This window comes from Cypionkella psychrotolerans, from assembly GCF_001294535.1.
In the GTDB taxonomy this organism is placed as follows: Bacteria; Pseudomonadota; Alphaproteobacteria; order Rhodobacterales; family Rhodobacteraceae; genus Cypionkella; species Cypionkella psychrotolerans.
This window is the reverse complement of the sequence record NZ_LGIC01000034.1, coordinates 32,762-50,355: the sequence shown is the minus strand read 5'-3', so window position 1 is coordinate 50,355 and position 17,594 is coordinate 32,762. Positions and strand designations below refer to the sequence as shown.

Annotated in this window: 15 protein-coding genes; 11 read left to right on the top strand and 4 right to left on the bottom strand. The window is 62.5% G+C overall.

Going from position 1 to position 17,594, the window contains the following annotated elements; translation table 11 throughout:
- The first annotated feature begins 3 nt into the window (after window positions 1-3).
- Window positions 4-2,382 carry an aldehyde dehydrogenase family protein gene (locus AKV04_RS07925; RefSeq protein WP_054005921.1) on the top strand — a complete coding sequence of 793 codons (2,379 nt, stop codon included), beginning with the start codon at window positions 4-6 and terminating at the stop codon, window positions 2,380-2,382.
- A gap of 27 nt (window positions 2,383-2,409) precedes the next feature.
- Here the strand turns inward: AKV04_RS07925 and AKV04_RS07920 are convergent, their stop codons facing one another.
- The 4 genes from AKV04_RS07920 to AKV04_RS07905 all read right to left on the bottom strand — a co-directional run bounded on the left by AKV04_RS07920 (window position 2,410) and on the right by AKV04_RS07905 (window position 5,707).
- Window positions 2,410-3,372: a dihydrodipicolinate synthase family protein gene (locus AKV04_RS07920; RefSeq protein ID WP_054005936.1), complete on the bottom strand. Its 963-nt coding sequence runs from the start codon at window positions 3,370-3,372 to the stop codon at window positions 2,410-2,412.
- Between the two features lie 126 nt (window positions 3,373-3,498).
- Window positions 3,499-4,200, bottom strand: coding sequence for a GntR family transcriptional regulator (locus AKV04_RS07915; RefSeq protein ID WP_054005920.1), 702 nt, complete (start codon window positions 4,198-4,200; stop codon window positions 3,499-3,501).
- 99 nt (window positions 4,201-4,299) lie between these two features.
- Window positions 4,300-5,013: a pyridoxamine 5'-phosphate oxidase family protein gene (locus tag AKV04_RS07910; protein WP_054005935.1), complete on the bottom strand. Its 714-nt coding sequence runs from the start codon at window positions 5,011-5,013 to the stop codon at window positions 4,300-4,302.
- Between the two features lie 10 nt (window positions 5,014-5,023).
- Window positions 5,024-5,707 (bottom strand): GNAT family N-acetyltransferase, encoded by a 684-nt coding sequence (locus tag AKV04_RS07905; protein WP_054005919.1) that lies wholly within the window; start codon window positions 5,705-5,707, stop codon window positions 5,024-5,026.
- Between the two features lie 112 nt (window positions 5,708-5,819).
- Between AKV04_RS07905 and pdxR the strand changes: the two genes are divergently transcribed.
- From pdxR to AKV04_RS07855, 10 genes are all read left to right on the top strand, one after another.
- On the top strand, window positions 5,820-7,289 hold the full coding sequence (gene pdxR / locus AKV04_RS07900) for a MocR-like pyridoxine biosynthesis transcription factor PdxR (protein WP_054005918.1): 1,470 nt from the start codon (window positions 5,820-5,822) through the stop codon (window positions 7,287-7,289).
- A gap of 90 nt (window positions 7,290-7,379) precedes the next feature.
- On the top strand, window positions 7,380-8,024 hold the full coding sequence (locus AKV04_RS07895) for a DUF1007 family protein (RefSeq protein WP_054005917.1): 645 nt from the start codon (window positions 7,380-7,382) through the stop codon (window positions 8,022-8,024).
- A complete protein-coding gene (locus AKV04_RS07890; protein ID WP_054005916.1) occupies window positions 8,006-8,953 on the top strand; it encodes a nickel/cobalt transporter in 948 nt (315 codons plus the stop codon). Before AKV04_RS07895 ends, AKV04_RS07890 begins: the two co-directional genes overlap by 19 nt.
- A gap of 350 nt (window positions 8,954-9,303) precedes the next feature.
- Complete coding sequence (locus AKV04_RS07885; RefSeq protein WP_054005915.1) at window positions 9,304-10,920, top strand: glucan biosynthesis protein; 1,617 nt, start codon at window positions 9,304-9,306, stop codon at window positions 10,918-10,920.
- Window positions 10,917-11,105 (top strand): hypothetical protein, encoded by a 189-nt coding sequence (locus AKV04_RS07880; RefSeq protein WP_054005914.1) that lies wholly within the window; start codon window positions 10,917-10,919, stop codon window positions 11,103-11,105. Before AKV04_RS07885 ends, AKV04_RS07880 begins: the two co-directional genes overlap by 4 nt.
- 4 nt (window positions 11,106-11,109) lie before the next feature.
- On the top strand, window positions 11,110-12,897 hold the full coding sequence (mdoH, locus tag AKV04_RS07875) for a glucans biosynthesis glucosyltransferase MdoH (RefSeq protein ID WP_054005913.1): 1,788 nt from the start codon (window positions 11,110-11,112) through the stop codon (window positions 12,895-12,897).
- Window positions 12,890-14,032, top strand: a complete 1,143-nt coding sequence (locus AKV04_RS07870; RefSeq protein ID WP_054005912.1) for an OpgC family protein — start codon at window positions 12,890-12,892, stop codon at window positions 14,030-14,032. The genes mdoH and AKV04_RS07870 overlap by 8 nt, the downstream gene beginning before the upstream one ends.
- A gap of 322 nt (window positions 14,033-14,354) precedes the next feature.
- Window positions 14,355-15,302 (top strand): GAF domain-containing protein, encoded by a 948-nt coding sequence (locus tag AKV04_RS07865; protein WP_054005911.1) that lies wholly within the window; start codon window positions 14,355-14,357, stop codon window positions 15,300-15,302.
- Between the two features lie 152 nt (window positions 15,303-15,454).
- Complete coding sequence (gene adh, locus AKV04_RS07860) at window positions 15,455-16,972, top strand: aldehyde dehydrogenase (RefSeq protein WP_054005910.1); 1,518 nt, start codon at window positions 15,455-15,457, stop codon at window positions 16,970-16,972.
- Between the two features lie 51 nt (window positions 16,973-17,023).
- Window positions 17,024-17,365 carry a DUF779 domain-containing protein gene (locus tag AKV04_RS07855; RefSeq protein ID WP_054005909.1) on the top strand — a complete coding sequence of 114 codons (342 nt, stop codon included), beginning with the start codon at window positions 17,024-17,026 and terminating at the stop codon, window positions 17,363-17,365.
- Window positions 17,366-17,594 lie beyond the last annotated feature (229 nt).

The window sequence follows — 17,594 nt, the reverse complement described above, 5'->3', positions numbered from 1 at the left end:
CCGATGAGCATTGCAAAGTATTTCGATGATATGTCCTATGGCCTTTCGCCAGAATCCGACACCGAGGCCCGCGCTTGGCTGGCCCGCCACGATCACAGCTTTGGTCATTTCATCGCGGGCAGCTTCACCACGCCCGACCACAGCTTTCAAACCTTTGAACCCGCCACGGGCAAGCCCTTGGCCCATCTCGCGCGCGGCACCGCCGCCGAAGTCGATGCCGCCGTCACCGCCGCCCGCAAAGCCCAATCCCCATGGGCGAAACTGACAGGCCACGCCCGCGCCCGTCACCTCTATGCCCTCGCCCGGATGATCCAACGCCACGCCCGACTGATCGCCGTGGTGGAGGCCATCGACAACGGCAAACCCATCCGCGAAACCCGCGACATCGACGTACCTCTCGCCGCCCGCCACTTCACCCATCACGCTGGCTGGGCGCAACTTCAAGCCACCGCCTTCCCCGATCATGCCCCGCTGGGCGTGGTCGGCCAGATCATCCCATGGAATTTCCCGTTCCTGATGCTGGCCTGGAAACTCGCCCCCGCCTTAGCCTTGGGCAACACCGTGGTGCTGAAACCCGCCGAATACACCTCACTCACCGCGCTGCTGTTTGCCGAACTGGCGCAAGCCGCTGGCCTGCCCGCAGGCGTCATCAACATCGTCACAGGTGAAGGCGACACGGGCGCGCTGCTGGTCGATCACCCCGGCATCGACAAAATAGCCTTCACCGGGTCCACCGAAGTCGGCCGCCTGATCCGCCAACGCATCGCAGGCACTGGCAAGTCGCTGACGTTGGAACTCGGCGGCAAATCCCCGTTCATCGTATTCGACGATGCCGATCTCGATGGCGCGGTCGAAGGCGTCGTCGATGCAATCTGGTTCAACCAAGGCCAGGTCTGCTGCGCAGGCTCACGGCTGTTGCTGCAAGAGGGCATCGCCGAAGATTTCATCCGCCGTTTGAAACGCCGGATGGATAATCTGCGCGTAGGCTCCCCCCTCGACAAATCCATCGACATGGGGGCCATCGTCGCCCCGGTGCAACTGGACCGCATCCGCGCTCTGGTCGCTCAAGGCGTCGCCGAAGGTGCCACGCTGTATCAAGCTGCGATGGACCTTCCGACCAACGGCTGCTTCTACCCGCCAACCCTGCTGACAGGCGTGCAACCCGCCCACATCGTCGCGCAAGAAGAAATCTTCGGCCCCGTCGCCGTCACCATAACCTTCCGCACCCCGGACGAGTCAGTGCAACTGGCCAACCACTCCCGCTACGGCCTGTCCGCCAGCATTTGGAGCGAATCCATCAGCCTCGCGCTGCAAGTCGCCGCGAAGGTCGAGGCCGGCGTGGTCTGGGTCAACGCCACCAACCTGTTCGATGCAGCCGTCGGCTTTGGCGGCCGCAAAGAATCCGGCTTTGGTCGTGAAGGTGGCCGCGAAGGGGCTTATGAATACCTCAAACCCAAGGCCATGCTGGGCCGCAAATTGCGCCCTGCACAGCCACCGATCACCGCCCGCTCGGCTTCGATAGCCGATTTCGTCGCTCCCACTATCGACCGCACTGCCAAGCTGTTCATCGCAGGCAAACAGGCCCGCCCCGATGGCAACTATTCTCGCCCGGTGTTGACCCCCAGAGGCGCGCTGATCGCCGAAGTCGGCGAGGGCAACCGCAAAGACATCCGCAACGCCGTCTCCGCCGCCCGCAAAGCCGAAGCTTGGGCCAACGCTACCGCCCACAATCGCGCGCAAGTGCTGTATTACATCGCCGAAAACCTCTCCGCCCGCGCCACAGAATTCGCAAGCAGGATCAGCGCGATGACAGGGCAGGGCGCGGCAAAGGCTGATGCCGAAGTTGCAGCCTCCATCGAGCGCCTGTTCAGCTATGCCGCTTGGGCGGATAAATACGAAGGCAGCGTCCACGCCCCGCCCCTGCGCGGTGTGGCTTTGGCGATGCACGAACCGATCGGCGTGGTCGGCGTGATCTGCCCGCCCGAAGCGCCGCTGCTGGGCCTGATCAGCCTGACCGCCCCGCTGATCGCCATGGGCAACCGCGTCGTTGCCGTGCCATCCGCGCCGCATCCGCTGTCGGCCACCGATTTCTACGGCGTGCTAGAAACCTCGGATATGCCCGACGGCGTCTTGAACATCGTCACCGGTGATCCGCAGCCCTTGGCGGAAGCCCTCGCCACCCATGCCGATGTCGATGCGCTCTGGGCCTTCGGCTCCGAAGCGCTGTCAGAGTCGGCCGAACGCCTCTCCGCCAGCAATCTCAAGCGCACCTTTGTCGATCACGGACGCCTCACCGATTGGCACCACCCCAGCGCCGAGGGCGCGGATTGGCTGCGCCACGCGACCGAGGTGAAGAACATCTGGATTCCCTACGGCGTGTAGGGAACCCAGCCGATCAGGCCTCGCCGATCAGGCCAAACAGCGCGCCACAACGCCGCCCTGCTTGCTCCAGACATCATACCAAGCGGTAAACAGCTTGAACTGCGCCTCGGCGTAGCCACGCTGGCTGGCACTCAACACATCGGTCTCATTGAAATGCAGCGCATATTCCGCCTCGCCCTGCAACTCCAACAGGTATTTGAAATACAACACCAAATCCGGGCCCTCATCGAACGACGACAGCACCGCAAACGCCGCTTCCAACTCCAGCGCCTTCTGCCGGGCCTCCACATCCCCCGCAGCCGCCGCCCGTGACAGGTTGCACAGGGTCAGCACCGGGCGCGGCAACACGCAACCAATCCCGGTGATCGCCCCCGACGCCCCGCAGTTGACAAACCCGTTCACCACCCCGGTATCCACCCCCACCATCAGCGTCACACCGTCGCCCGCCGAGGTGATAAACTCCCCCGCATAGCGCATCTCAGCAGGGCCACCGAACTCCTTGAAACCCACCAGATTGGGATGTTCGGCCTTGAGCGCGGTGAACAGATCGGCGCGGGTGACAAAGCCATAATACGGGCTGTTGTAGATCACCGCAGGCAGATCGGGCGCGGCAGACAAAATCGCCTTGAAATGCGCCTTCTGCGCGCTGGGCGAGGGCCCGCGCGACAGCACCCGCGGGATCACCATCAGCCCATGCGCGCCCACTTCCGCCGCATGACGCGCAAGCGCCACCGCCGACGCGGTATTAATCGCCCCGGTGCCGACCACAACCTTGATCCCCGCCGCCACCAGCCGCGCCACGCCTTCCATCCGCTGCGCATCGGTCAGCAGCGGCCAATCCCCCATCGAGCCGCAATAGACCACCGCCGACATCCCCGCCGCGACCAACTCCTGTGCTTCGCGCACCAAAGCGTCAAAATCCGGGCTGCGGTCCGCCGTGCAAGGCGTCATCAACGCGGGGATCACCCCTGAAAAGAGCTCGGATTGCATCTGCTTCATCCCTGTAAAAATCACGGCTGGACCCTGTGACGCCATGCGGCAGCTGCCGGATGAATCACTTCTCCGTTTTAATATACACATTGTATTTTACTTGTCGACAAGAAGCTGAGGCCAACCCTACAAAGCAATATCCTGCCGCTGGTCCCGCGCCATCAACCGCTGGATTTGCCCGACAATCTGATCCGCATGCGCCTTCGCCAGCACATCCGCGCGCGCCACATCCCGCGCCGCAATCGCGATAATAATATCCTCATGCTCGGTGATCACCGAAGCCGGTGGGCGGTCGTCAAACGATTGATAATACAACCGCAAAATCCGCCTCCCCTCATCCAGCAACCGCAAAAACAGCGCCAGATAATACGGATTCCGACCCGCCTCCGCGATGGCAGCGTGAAAATCGCGGTTGGTGCCAATCATTGCCAAAGCATCATGCGCTTCAAACGCCGCGCGGTAATCCGCCTGATGCGCCCGGATCACCTCCAGATCACCCGCCCGCCAGTTCTGCGCCGCCAATCGCGTCGTCACCCGATACATCAGCGTGATCGCGTCAAAAAATGTGTGCAGGTTCACAAAGTCGATCTGCGACACCATGGTGGATCGGTTCGGCAGCGTGTCGATCAACCCCTCCATCGCCAGCCGCGCCAAAGCTTCGCGGATCGGCGTGCGCGAGATTGCAAACCGCTCCGCCAGTTGCACCTCATCAATCGGGCTGCCCGGCGGCATCACCAGATCAAGAATGTCATCGCGCAGCAGATCATAGACCATCTTAACGCCAGAGCCGCGCTTGCGTTCAGGCGGCGGGGCAGGGGTGTTGGCCATGAAATTATCCTTCTGTGGCCAACACAGTTACGGCCACACCCCCCGCCGATCAACCGCTTCGCGTGCAGCCCCCGCCGATTGCGCCCACTTTAACCGCCATCATGCCTTGGAAAAACTTGCTGCATGGGCCTCGCGCAGCGCATCCTCCAACGCACGCCCCGCCCGATAGCCGTCCAGCGCCGCAGGCCGCGTCACCCCCGTCAGCAAACGCGGGCAGGGCTCCGGCGCGCCGATCACGGTCTGCACGGGTAAGCGCTCGGCATAGATCGGCAACGCGTAATCCTCGTCTTCATCCACCACTCCGCGCGCCCGGATCTTGGCCGAGGCGCGTTCAATCACCATCGCCACCACCGCCGTCGCCTTCACCTCTTGCGCCAAGGTTGCCCGCAACATCGCACTGCGGCCGGGGTAAAGCCGATCTACCACCGCCACCAGCGCCGCCGCCTTTTCGGCAGGGTCGTCCAGCAACCGCGCCTGACCAAATGCCATCACTGATCGGTAATCGGCAGAATGGTTGAACCCCGAGCGCGCCAACACAAGGCTGTCGAGATGTGTCACCGTCAGGCAGGCGGCTTGGCCCTTGCTTTGATTGCGCAACATCCGGCTGGCGCTGCTGCCGTGCCAATACAGCGTCGATCCTTCGCGCCAGAACAAAGTCGGCGTGCAATAGGGCGCGCCGTCAATCACATAAGACACATGGCACAACACCGCCGCGTCGAGCAATTTATGCACGGTGTCATGGTCGTAAAAGCCGCGATCATGGCGGCGCTTCAACTGGTTGGTTGCATCAACGGGATAGGATGCAGATGTCATCGGGATATCTTCACGCGCCAAAATCGGCGCGAATATCTTCCAAACGCCGCTTCTGCGCACCGACGGCATCGAAGTTATCCGGCGACAGCCACGCTTCATAAGCAGGCTTCAGCGCAACCCAATCCTTGTCGATCATCGCAAACCAAGCGGTATCGCGGTTCAGCCCCTTGATCACAAAATGCTGCCGGAACAGCCCCTCGTACTGAAAGCCAAACCGCAGCGCCGCTTGCTTCGACGGCAGATTGTCATTGTTGCACTTCCACTCAAACCGCCGATAGCCCAGCGTATCAAATGCGTACTCCGCGAACAGGAACAACGCCTCGGTCGCCGCCGCCTTGCGCGCAATCAACGGCCCCCAATAGATATTGCCGATCTCCACCGCGCCATTGGCGGCATCAATCCGCATCAAAGTCTGCCGCCCTGCAACCTTACCCGTCGCCTTGTCGATGATGGCAAAGTAAATCGGGTCCGTACTGGCCGAAACCTTCTCCACCCAAGCACGGAAACTGGCCTGATCCTCTGGCGGATTTTCCGCAAGCCAAGTGAACTTCGCATCGGCATCGACGGTGGCCGAGGCGTCGTAAAGCTGAGCTGCGTGCTTTGCCTCCAGCTTTTCCAGCCGCACAAACCGCCCCTCCAGCGTCACGGCTTCGGGGCGTGGACGCGGCGTCCAATGCTGCATGTTTTCGGCCATGGGGATGCTCCTTCGGCAAGGCTATGCCCTATGGCTAGAACGATACCGGATAGATATACAGGGCCAGTAATCGAAATAATCATCTAGCCAGTATAAAGGAGGCGCCACCCGTATGAGCAGAACCGCCGCCGCCCCGTTTCAAATTCAAATCCCGCTAAACCGTGGCCCCTCCGCCGCCCCGCTGGCCGATCAAATCGCCGCACACCTGCGCACAGCAGTGCTCGCGCACACCCTGCGACCTGCCGAGCAAGTCCCCTCAACCCGCGCCCTCGCCGCCGCCTTGGGTGTGTCGCGGATGACCGCCGATACCGCCTATGCCCAACTGATCGCCGAGGGCTATCTAGAGGCCAAGCTCGGATCAGGCACCCGCGTGGTGCCGCAAGGCCACATCACCATACCCCAACCCCTCGGCGCAAAACCCAAAGCCCCGCAGCGTACCGATCTGCCCCCCCGCGCCGCCTTACTGGCCGAGGTCGCCCGCAATCTCACCGTGCAAGCCGCGATCCCCCTCGCCATCAGCGCCCCGAATGAAACCCTCGCCCCCGGCAAAGCTTGGACTCGTATCGCCATCGCCCAAGCCCGCACGCCATGGCGCGACGCAGCCTACACCGGCCCGCACGGTCTGCCCGCCCTGCGTGTCCAAATCGCGGAATATGTCCGCCGCATGCGCGGCATCACCTGCACGCCCGACCAAATCCTGATCACCGCGGGCACCCAGCAAGGCCTGTCGCTGACCGCCCGCGTGCTGTTCCAACCCGGAGATCAGGTCTGGTTGGAAAACCCCGGCTACATCCCTTTGCGCGCCGTGATCCAAGACGCCGGACTGACGGGCATCCCGGTTCCCGTCGATGCCGACGGCCTCAACATCGCGGCAGGCTTGGCACTGGCCCCCAATGCCGCCGGAGCCTATGTCACCCCCTCACACCAATACCCCTTGGGCGCGGTGCTAACGATGGAGCGGCGCTTGGCCCTGCTGCACTGGGCACAGGCCCGCAAAGCGTGGATCATCGAGGATGACTACGACAGCGAATTGCGCTACGACGGCCGCCCGATCCCAGCCCTCGCGGGTTTGGATGCCGCCGAAGGCGCGGTGATCTACCTTGGCACCTTCAGCAAAATGCTGTTCCCCGGCCTGCGCTTGGGCTACCTGATCGCCCCCGCCCGCCTGAGTGATGCCTTCGCGGGTGCGCGGTTGCTGGCGGATCGCCACGCCCAAAGCACCGATCAGCGCGTGCTGGCAGCCTATCTCGCCGGTGGCCATTACGATGCCCATATCCGCCGCATCCGCCTGCTGTTCGCTGCCCGCCGCGCGATCCTACTGGCGGAATGTGCCGCGCAACTGGCCGATTTCGGCGGCGTCGCCCCCGGTGACCAAGGTATGCATGTGCTATTCCGCTTCCACACGCCCCTAGACGATGTGCACCTTTCCTCCACCCTGCGCGCGGCAGGCATCGAAACCCGCGCCCTCTCCCCGTTCTACGCCCACACCCCCACCTCCGGCCTGCTGCTCGGCTTTGGCAGCTTTGACGCCACACAAATCAAAACTGCCATCACCAACCTCCGCCAAGCCCTTATCCGTTAACCGCGTGGCAAACATCAGCCACCCTACAGCTTCGGGATTGGCCTTTTCCACCCATCTCTCTAGGGTCCGCGAAGCATCGGAGAGCCCGCGATGAAACCGCTGATTTTGGCAATGGCATTGCTGTGCTGGTCGCAAACCGCCCAAGCCCACCCACATGTGTTCATCGACACCGGGCTGGAGCTGATCTTCGACGCCCAACACCGGGCCACCGGTCTCCGCATCACTTGGAGCTACGATGATCTGACCTCGTTGCAGATCATCACCGACAAGGGCCTCGATCCAGATTTCGACGGCAACTTGACGCCAGAGGAAACCAGCCAACTCAACGGCTTCGACATGCACTGGGACGCAGGCTATCCCGGTGACACCTATGCCTCAATGGCAGGTCAATCTCTGCCGCTGTCCGGGCCCTCGGATTGGACCGTCGATTATAAAGACGCCAAGATCCTCTCCACCCATTATCGTAGCTTTGACCAACCCATTGAAATCACGCAACCCTTTCTGGTCCAAGTCTACGACCCCACCCTCTACATCAGCTATGCGCTGAAACTCGGCACCACCCTGACCAACGCCGCAGATTGCACCGCCCGCACCGTGCTGCCCAATCTTGATGCCGCACGCGCCAAACTCAACGCCGCCATCGCCGCGCTGCCACAAGATGCCGAAGCCGCCTATCCTGAACTCGGCGCAGATTTCGCCGAAGCTATGGAGGTCATATGCCCCCCACAGTCGTGATCCGGCCCAAACTAAAACGCACCCTTCTGAGCGTCGGCGCACTGCTCGCGCTGATCCTGCTGGCCCTCTGGTTGACCGGTGGCTTGTTGGTGTTGGAACGCTGGGTGATCGATTCCCAACATGTAATCCAAAACCAACTTGCCGCCGGAGTGCGCGCCATCAAACAGGGCCAACCTGGCGCGCTCGCCGCTCTGCTGGCGGTTTGCTTCAGTTACGGTGTGCTGCACGCCGCTGGGCCCGGCCATGGCAAAGTGCTGATTGGCGGCTACGGCATGGGCCGTCGCGTCGCGTTCTGGTCGCTGGCCAGCATTTCCCTTGCCGCCAGTCTGGCGCAAAGCTTGGTCGGAGTGGCCTTGGTCTACGCCGGGGTCGCGGCTTTGGGTTGGACCCGAGATGCCGCCCAGAATGTCGCACAAGACGTGATGGCCCCGATCGGCACATTGGCAATCGCGGCAGTGGGCCTCTGGCTGGCAGCACGCGGCCTGCGCAAAATTTGGCAACAAACCGCGACGCCTCCACCAAACACGCATGAGCATCCCCATCACGATCACCACCACCACGACGCCAACTGCGGCTGTGGCCATTCCCACGGCCCCAGCCTCGCCGAAGTCGAACGCGCCACCAACTGGAAAGACCGCGCCGCCCTGATCATCGGTGTGGCGCTGCGTCCCTGCTCGGGTGCGCTGTTCCTACTGATCCTGACATGGCAACTCGGCATCGCGCTGGCGGGCATCGCCGGTGCTTTTGCGATGGGGCTTGGCACTGCGGTGATCACCATCGCTGTCGCAGCCATGGCGGTCTGGGCGCGCGAAGGTGCCTTGGCCAACCTGCCGTTCCACCGGGTCGCGCAAATCTTACCATGGGTCGAGGTATTGGCGGGCTGCCTGATCACCCTTATCGCGCTGACCCTGCTGACGCAGGCGCTGTAACGCCGCTCACCCCGGCCTTTCACGATTCTCCCGCGAAAATCCGGGCCAGCAAAGCCACCAAATCTCCCCACAAAGTCGCCCCATGTGCAGTTGCAGCACGATTTGCCCCTATATGCGGCAGTTTCTCGCGCATCTCACCACCCTGTGATGGCCGCTAACACATCTGGAATTGACCTTTTGTACATCCTCCCCCATCTGAACCCGTGGTTGGGTCTAGGCATCGCGTCCGGGTTCCTTTGCGATTGCGGCATGGCAGGGTTGCTTTGGTTGCATAGCATGACATCTGGCGCGACTTCCGATAACCTGCGAATTACGTTAAGTTTTCCCCGAATCGGGGAGCAGGAGAGAATATGCCGGGTCAGCCGGGTTTGTCCGCGATCGTTCACCGCCGCTCTGTCCTGGCTTTGCTGGGGACGGCGGCATTGCTGCAATGCAGCACAAGCCTGTCCAACGCCGCTTGGGCTGACGCCGCAGCCCCCGCTGCGGCGACCCCAAAAGTCGTCAACGCAGAGCCGTTCAGTTTCGACATTCTCACCGCTGCAATGCAGCAACGGGCGACCACGCCGCATCAAGCCCCTGCCAAGGTTGAAGGCTTCTTCACGACCTTCAGCTATGACGATTACCAAGCCGTGCAGTTCAACCCGGATCGTGGCCGCTGGGCCGGGCCGAAGGCGGGCTTCAACGTGCAGGCCTTCCATTTGGGCTGGCTGTTCGCCGAACCCGTGCAGATGTTTGAGACAAAAGACGGCATGGCCCGTCCGATGACCTTCTCGACCGACGATTTCCGCTATTACGACCTTGTCGCCGCCCGTGTGCCGAAACACGAGCCATTGCCGGGCGTCGCAGGTTTCCGCCTGAACGCGCCGCTCAATCGCGCCGATCTGTTCGACGAAGTCGTGGCTTTCCTTGGGGCCAGCTATTTCCGCGCTTTGGGTCGTGACAACGCGTATGGTCTGTCGGCGCGTGGTCTGGCGATCAACACCGGCCTTGGCAAACCCGAAGAATTCCCGCGTTTCTCGAAATTTTGGCTGGAAACCCCGGCCCCCTTCGCCCGCGAAGTCGCGGTCTATGCAGCCCTCGAAAGCGAAAGCTGCACCGGGGCTTACCGCTTTGTGATCCGCCCGGGGGCCGAGACCGAAATCGACGTCACCGCGCGGTTGTTCTTCCGCAACGCGGTCGATCAGATCGGCATCGCGCCTTTGACCTCGATGTTCCTGTTCTCGGAAAAAAACCGCGCCGCCTTCGACGATTATCGCCCCAATGTCCACGACAGCGACGGCCTTGCGATCTATCGCGGCGATGGCGACCATATCTGGCGTCCGCTGAACAACCCGCCGCGCCTGTCGGAATCGTATTTCGCCGAAACCAGCCCGCGCGCGTTTGGGCTGATGCAGCGCGACCGTAACTTTGAAAGCTACCAAGACGCCGGCGCGCATTACGAACGCCGCCCGTCTTTGTTGGTTGAACCCTTGGGCGATTGGGGCAAAGGTGCTGTGCGTTTGGTAGAAATCCCCAGCGCGCTAGAGGTCAACGATAACATCGTCACTTTCTGGGTGCCCGAGGCCAAACCCGTCCCCGGCACGATGATGGAATTCAGCTACCGCCTGCGCTGGGGCGCTTTGGCCGCTGATGTCAACGCTGACATCGCCTTCGTCAAAGAAACCCGCGCCGGAATTGGCGGCGTCTCGGGCGTCGACAACACCGATGGCACCCGTAAATTCGTGGTCGATTTCGAAGGTGGCCTGCTCGCCGCGCTGCCACCCGAGGCCGAGGTCAAAGCCATCGTCACCATCTCCGGTGGCGAAATCGCGCATCAGGCGCTGTCTGAGATCCCCGGCACCGATTTCTGGCGTCTGGTGCTGGACGTCTCCACCACCGCCGGTGCCACGGTGGAATTGGGCGCTCATATCACCGGATATGGCCGCAAACTGTCCGAAAACTGGCTTTATCAATGGGTGAATGCATGAACGTGACCATTCAAACCGGGGCAAAGCCCGCAGCCAAGCAAGCCACGCTGGCCGATCTGATGGCTCCACCGCGCGCCGCCCTTGCCATGCCAAAGCAAGTGCTGACCGCACCGCCGGGCAGCTTCATGCGGTCCGTGCGCAGCTTGCTTTGGGCCGTAGCCCCGGGCCTGCGCCGCCTCGGCTGATCCGATGGCCCAAAACGCCCCCTCCCGCGACCGCACCATCAGCGCCCGCGCTTTGGCGATCGCGGCCAGTGTTCTGGCCGCCGCAGCCGCTGGCATGGTGTTTCAGATCTACGGCGCTGCGGACGGTGTGGGCTTTCTGGACGTGCTGCGCAGCACCCTGATCTTCTTCTCCACTTGGTGGCTGGCTTGGGGCGCGGCCACAGCGCTCCTTGGCCTGACCGCGCGCCAACGCCCCGCGGTCGCCCGCATCGCTGGGGCGATCAAGGGTCGTACCGTGGTCATCGTCCCGGTCTACAACGAAGAGCCCCGCATCACCTTCGCCCGCATCGCCGCGATGGACGCCTCGATCCAAGCCACCCACATCGCCGCGCAAGTCGATTTCGCCGTGCTGTCCGATACCCGCGACGACAAGATCGCGCTGCAAGAGCAACACTGGTTCGCCCGCCTGCTGGCCCGTCAAAACGGCGAAGGCCGGATGTTCTACCGCCGGCGCGAGAAAAACACTGGCCGCAAGGCCGGCAATATCGAAGAATTCATCGCCTCCTCGGGGGCGGCATGGGATTACGCGGTGATCCTCGATGCCGACAGCCTGATGGAAGGCGACACCATCATTGAGATGATCCGCCGCATTGAGGCCGCCCCCAAACTCGCCCTGCTGCAAACCCTGCCGCGTGTCGTCGGCGCCACCACCCGCTTTGGCCGCGCCATGCAATTCGCTGCTGGCTTCCACTCGCCGATCTTCGCGCGCGGTCTCGCCGCCACCCAAGGCCGCACGGGCCCGTTCTGGGGCCACAACGCCATCGTCCGCATCCGCGCTTGGGCCGAAAGCTGCGGCCTGCCCGAACTGCCGGGCCGTGCCCCGTTCGGCGGCCATATCATGAGCCATGACTATGTTGAGGCCGCCCTTCTCGCCCGCGCAGGCTGGCTGGTGCGGCTGGATGATGACCTTGAAGGCTCGTATGAAGAAGGCCCCGAGAATATCATCGACCACGCCAAGCGTGATCGCCGCTGGTGCCAAGGCAACCTGCAACATGCCAAACTGCTGACAGCCCCCGGCCTGAAACCATGGAGCCGCTTTGTCTTTGTCCAAGGCATCTTCGCCTATATCGCCCCCCTGATCTGGCTGGCCTTCATCGCGGCCTCGATTGCCGCCGTCTACTGGGTCGAAATCCCCGATTACTTCCCCGAGGCCAACTGGCCGTTCCCAACCTTCCCCAACGACCAAACCCCGAAAGCCATCGGTCTTGCCGTCGGCGTCTTCGGCCTTCTGGTGATGCCGAAACTGCTTGTGGCGCTCGATGCCATCTTCACCGGACGCGTGCGCGGTTTTGGCGGCATCGGCGGATCCTTGCGCGCCATGCTGGTCGAGCTGGGGCTTTCCTCGCTCATCGCGCCGATTCTGATGGCTTTCCAAAGCCGTTCGGTTTTACAGGTGCTTCTGGGACGCGACGGTGGCTGGCCACCGAACAACCGGGGGGATGGTGGATTGGATATAACCGAGGCTTGGGCCGCCGGAAGCTGGATCTCTTGGCTTGGTCTTTCGGGTTTGATTGCCACGCATCTGATGGCCCCGGTGCTGACGCTGTGGCTGTTGCCCGTCGGGCTGCCGATGGTGGCGGCACCGCTGCTGATCTGGTGGACCTCCCATCCCGCAGGCCCTCATGCGTTTCCGGTGCCAGAAGACACCACGATCCCGCCAATCCTGACGCGCCATAATGCCGTGCTTGCCGCATGGTCGATCGCGGCCCCCGCCGCCAATGCCACGCCGCTGGCGGAGGCCAAGCTTGGCTGAACCTGCACGCGTCCGGGATTACCGGATTGATCTGCTGCGCGGCATCGCGTTGGTGATGATCTATATCAACCACATTCCCGGCACGATCTGGGAGCATCTGACCTCACGCAACTTCGGCTTTTCCGATGGCGCCGAAGGCTTCGTGCTGATGTCGGGCATGGCCACCGGGCTGGCCTATGGCGCGGTGTTCCTGCGCGGCGCAAGCTGGCCCGAGGCTTTGCGCCCGTGGAAGCGCGCCTTCACTCTGTGGTGGGTGCACGTGCTGGTCGTGGCCTGCATCCTGGCGCTGTTCGTCTTCACCCAGCACGATTCCGAAGTGGCCAAAATGGCGATCAAGCGCAACATCGCCCCCGCGCTTGAGAATATGGATGGCTTTGCCCTGCCGCTCTCCACCCTTGGCCACCAGTTCGCCTATGCCGATATCCTGCCGCTTTATGTCGTGCTGATGCTCTGGGCTCCGGCGCTGTTGGCGCTGGCCGTCCGCTGGCCTAGGGCGCTGATGGCGGGCTCGTTGCTGATGTGGTTTGTGGCGGGACTGGCCCGCTTCACCATGCCGACTTGGCCCTTGTCGAACGGCTGGTTCTTCAACCCATTCTCGTGGCAGGTGCTGTTTGTTGCAGGGATGCTGACCGGCATCGCCATCCGCCAAAACCGCCGCTGGTTGGCCGTACGCAAGTGGCCGCTGCGACTGGCTTGGGCGTTTCTGATCCTCTCCGCCCTCTGGGTGCAAATTGGCTGGGTGGCGAATTGGGGCGGCCATACCCTCTGGTTGCTGCACGAATACGCCTATTTCCCGGCGGTGTTCACCTCGTTCGAGAAAAGCTTCATCTTCCTGCCGCGCCTGTTGCACATTCTGGCGCTCGCCTATGCCCTCAGCGCCTTGCCCGTGCTGAAAACCGTGGCCAACAGCCCGAAGGTGTCCGGTCTGATCCTGCTCGGCCAACACTCGCTGCCGGTGTTCGCTACCAGCACCGTGCTGGCGTATATCGCGCAAGTCACCAAGGCGATGAACCCGCCCTCCATCCTGCTCGACACCGCCCTGATCGGCGGCGGCTTGGTGATCCTCTACGCCGTGGCATGGCTGCGTGACGGCCAAAAGCGCCAGCAACAGACCCGGATCGCGGACACGCTCTAAAGGATTTTCTCTTTTAAAAATACGCCCGCCGCAGGCATCTGCGGCCAACCAAAAGAGCCTCCGGCGGGGATATTTAAACACAGAGGATGACCCAAGCGGCGCGCGCCCCTATCTTGTGCCCGCGCCATAGCACGACCAAAGCCACGGCGCGTATACGCGCAATTCTTAACAGGACATGAATCAGCGCGTGTAACCCATTGATTTATAAAGACCGAAAAAAGTGCCGCGCGTGGACACGCCCACGTGCTCGCGCCACACTTGAATTAATCCCGACAAGAGACATACTCCTACCTGTCCAACCTCCTCGACCGGTGTGTCCCCCATGATCCCGCGCGGCACCGAAAACCACCTCACCACCATCGAGACAGCCCTCGCCCGCGGCGAAGCTGCCCGGTCCCCCGTGGTCGCCTCGTGGAGCCGTTCCGCCCGCCTGCACGGCCTTGACCCCACCAAGCCCAGCCAACCCGACCGGATGACCGCGCAAGAACTCGCCGCCGCCCGCGACCGCACCGCCCCCCTGATCCGCGCCGCATCCCCGAGCCTTGATCGGCTGTTCCAAGCCGTTGGGGCCGTCGGCTGCTGCGTTCTCCTCGCCGACCTTGATGGAGTCCCCCTGGAACGTCGCGGTGCTGCCGTCGATGACACCGTCTTCTCCGACTGGGGGCTCTGGCCCGGCACCCGCTGGTCCGAAGCCGAGCAAGGCACCAATGGCATCGGCACCTGCTTGGTCGAAGAGCGCGTGGTGACCATCCACCGCGACCAACATTTCTTTGCCCGCAACACCATCCTGTCCTGCATGAGCGCCCCGATCTACGGCCCGCAAGGCAAACTCGCCGGGGTGCTGGATGTCTCCTCCGCCCGCAACGACCTGACCGAAGGCTTCATGGTGCTGATCAGCCAATCCGTGACCGAGACTGCCCAAAAGATCGAAGCCCAAGCCTTCCGCGATGCCTTTCCCACCGCCCGTATGGTGCTCGTGCCGGGGGATCGCGCCCCGGGCGGTCTGCTCGCCGTCGATCACGACGATCTGGTGATCGGTGCCACCCGCGCCGCCCGCCACCACCTTGGCCTGACCGGCGACCTGACCCGCCAACCCCGTCCCGCCGCCGATGTGCTGGGCCATTTCGAGCATGAAACCTTGGAAGACGGCGAACGCGCCGTGCTGATGCGCGCCCTTGCCCGCGCCGGTGGCAACGTCTCCGCCGCCGCCCGCGACCTTGGCATCAGCCGGGCCACCTTCCATCGTAAGCTGGGGCCCCGCCTGATCTGACGCTCTTGCTCTAGGTTTTCCTTCTACCTGTCGCAACGCTGCGACAACTTCGCCGAACATCCCCTTCCCCCCCTGCTGACAGACGCCGCCCAAAGGCGCAGCCTGAGTCCAGTGCCGCGAGGAGGCGGCCGCACAGTCTGGGAGGACTAGCAATGAACATGGTGGAGCATTTCCGCACGTCTAAATCGCCGTTCAAGGCGACCTATGGCAACTTTATCGGCGGCAAATGGGTGCCTGCCCAATCGGGCAAAACCTTTGACAATACCTCGCCGATCACCGGCGAAGTGATCTGCAAAATCGCGCGGTCCGAAGCGGCGGATATTGAGGCAGCCCTCGACGCCGCCCATGCAGCGAAGACCGCGTGGGGCAATTCCTCGGTCGCCACCCGCGCGGTGATCCTGAACAAGATCGCCGATGTGATGGAGCAGAACCTTGGCCTGCTGGCGCTGGCCGAAACTTGGGATAACGGCAAGCCGATCCGTGAGACGACACACGCCGACCTGCCCTTGGCCATCGACCACTTCCGCTACTTCGCAGGCGCTATCCGCGCACAGGAAGGCAGCCTGTCCGAGATTGATCACGACACCGTCGCCTACCACTTCCACGAACCCTTGGGCGTTGTCGGCCAGATCATCCCGTGGAACTTCCCGCTGCTGATGGCGGTCTGGAAACTTGCCCCGGCGCTGGCCGCAGGCAACTGCGTCGTGCTGAAACCGGCGGAGCAAACCCCGGCCTCGATCCTCGTTTTCGCCGAACTGGTCGCCGACCTGCTACCGCCCGGCGTGTTGAACATCGTCAACGGCTTTGGCCTTGAGGCAGGTAAACCGCTGGCCTCCAGCAACCGCATCGCCAAGATCGCCTTTACGGGTGAAACCACCACTGGCCGCCTGATCATGCAATACGCCAGCCAGAACCTGATCCCGGTCACGCTGGAACTCGGCGGCAAATCCCCCAACATTTTCTTCAAAGACGTCTGCGCCGAGGATGACGATTACTTCGACAAAGCCATCGAAGGCTTTGTGATGTTCGCGCTGAACCAAGGTGAGGTTTGCACCTGCCCGTCGCGCGCTTTGATCCACGAGTCGATCTATGATCAATTCATGGAAAAAGCCCTGAAGCGCGTGGCCGCGATCACCGCAGGCGACCCGCTGGATCCCACCACGATGATCGGCGCGCAGGCGTCTTCGGAACAGTTGGAGAAAATCCTGTCCTACATGGACATCGGCCGCCAAGAAGGCGCGCAGGTGCTGGCCGGTGGCGCACGCCGTGAAATGCAGGGGGGCCTTGCAGGCGGCTTCTACATGCAGCCAACCGTGTTCAAGGGCAACAACAAGATGCGGGTATTCCAAGAGGAGATCTTTGGCCCGGTGGTTTCTGTCACCACCTTCAAAGACGACGACGAAGCCCTCAGCATCGCCAACGACACCCTCTACGGTCTGGGCGCAGGCGTATGGAGCCGCTCGGCCAACACCTGCTACCGCTTTGGCCGCGCCGTGCAAGCAGGCCGGGTCTGGACCAACTGCTACCACGCCTATCCCGCCCATGCGGCCTTCGGCGGCTATAAGCAGTCCGGCATCGGGCGCGAAAACCACAAGATGATGCTGGATCACTACCAGCAGACGAAAAATATGTTGGTCAGCTACTCTCCCAAGAAGCTAGGCTTCTTCTGATCAATCGGGCGCGAGGTTCGCCTCGCGCCCACATCCTGCCGGGAGGCTGATATGACTGAGGTTCTCGATAAAGTCACCGCCACGCCTGCGGCCCTGCAACTGCTGGCTGAGATTGTCGCCGACCACGGCCCGGTGATGTTTCATCAATCGGGTGGCTGCTGTGATGGCTCATCCCCGATGTGCTACCCGCAGGGCGATTTCCTGCTGGGGGATCGCGATGTGAAACTGGGCGAGATTGGCGGGATGCCGTTCTACATCTCGGGCAGCCAGTTTGAGCTGTGGAAGCACACCGATCTGATCATTGATGTGGTCAAGGGCCGGGGTGGCATGTTCAGCTTGGACAATGGGCGCGAGCAAAGGTTTCTAACGCGGTCCGAGGTCTGTGCGATTTGATTTTGCCAAGGTCCCAACTCGGGACCTTTTTTATGCTTTTGGAATCATATGGTTAGGGCGGGCGTTTTAAGTCTTTGTTAAGACTTACTTGCGTTTCGATACCGATTTGATCCGGCGGTACGCCATCGGGTCGAGTGCATATGGACAAGTAAAACTTGCCAATCGCTTACACTTCTTGATTTCCCTTTGCCCCGCGCCAGCGCAGGATACACCCAAGTGATCAAGGGGC

Excerpts from the sequence above, each read along its gene's own strand:
- AKV04_RS07925 (WP_054005921.1), top strand. The coding sequence starts at position 4 with ATGAGCATTGCAAAGTATTTCGATGATATGTCCTATGGCCTTTCGCCA.
- AKV04_RS07920 (WP_054005936.1), bottom strand. The coding sequence starts at position 3,372 with ATGCAATCCGAGCTCTTTTCAGGGGTGATCCCCGCGTTGATGACGCCT.
- AKV04_RS07915 (WP_054005920.1), bottom strand. The coding sequence starts at position 4,200 with ATGGCCAACACCCCTGCCCCGCCGCCTGAACGCAAGCGCGGCTCTGGC.
- AKV04_RS07910 (WP_054005935.1), bottom strand. The coding sequence starts at position 5,013 with ATGACATCTGCATCCTATCCCGTTGATGCAACCAACCAGTTGAAGCGC.
- AKV04_RS07905 (WP_054005919.1), bottom strand. The coding sequence starts at position 5,707 with ATGGCCGAAAACATGCAGCATTGGACGCCGCGTCCACGCCCCGAAGCC.
- pdxR (WP_054005918.1), top strand. The coding sequence starts at position 5,820 with ATGAGCAGAACCGCCGCCGCCCCGTTTCAAATTCAAATCCCGCTAAAC.
- AKV04_RS07895 (WP_054005917.1), top strand. The coding sequence starts at position 7,380 with ATGAAACCGCTGATTTTGGCAATGGCATTGCTGTGCTGGTCGCAAACC.
- AKV04_RS07890 (WP_054005916.1), top strand. The coding sequence starts at position 8,006 with ATGCCCCCCACAGTCGTGATCCGGCCCAAACTAAAACGCACCCTTCTG.
- AKV04_RS07885 (WP_054005915.1), top strand. The coding sequence starts at position 9,304 with ATGCCGGGTCAGCCGGGTTTGTCCGCGATCGTTCACCGCCGCTCTGTC.
- AKV04_RS07880 (WP_054005914.1), top strand. The coding sequence starts at position 10,917 with ATGAACGTGACCATTCAAACCGGGGCAAAGCCCGCAGCCAAGCAAGCC.
- mdoH (WP_054005913.1), top strand. The coding sequence starts at position 11,110 with ATGGCCCAAAACGCCCCCTCCCGCGACCGCACCATCAGCGCCCGCGCT.
- AKV04_RS07865 (WP_054005911.1), top strand. The coding sequence starts at position 14,355 with ATGATCCCGCGCGGCACCGAAAACCACCTCACCACCATCGAGACAGCC.
- adh (WP_054005910.1), top strand. The coding sequence starts at position 15,455 with ATGAACATGGTGGAGCATTTCCGCACGTCTAAATCGCCGTTCAAGGCG.
- AKV04_RS07855 (WP_054005909.1), top strand. The coding sequence starts at position 17,024 with ATGACTGAGGTTCTCGATAAAGTCACCGCCACGCCTGCGGCCCTGCAA.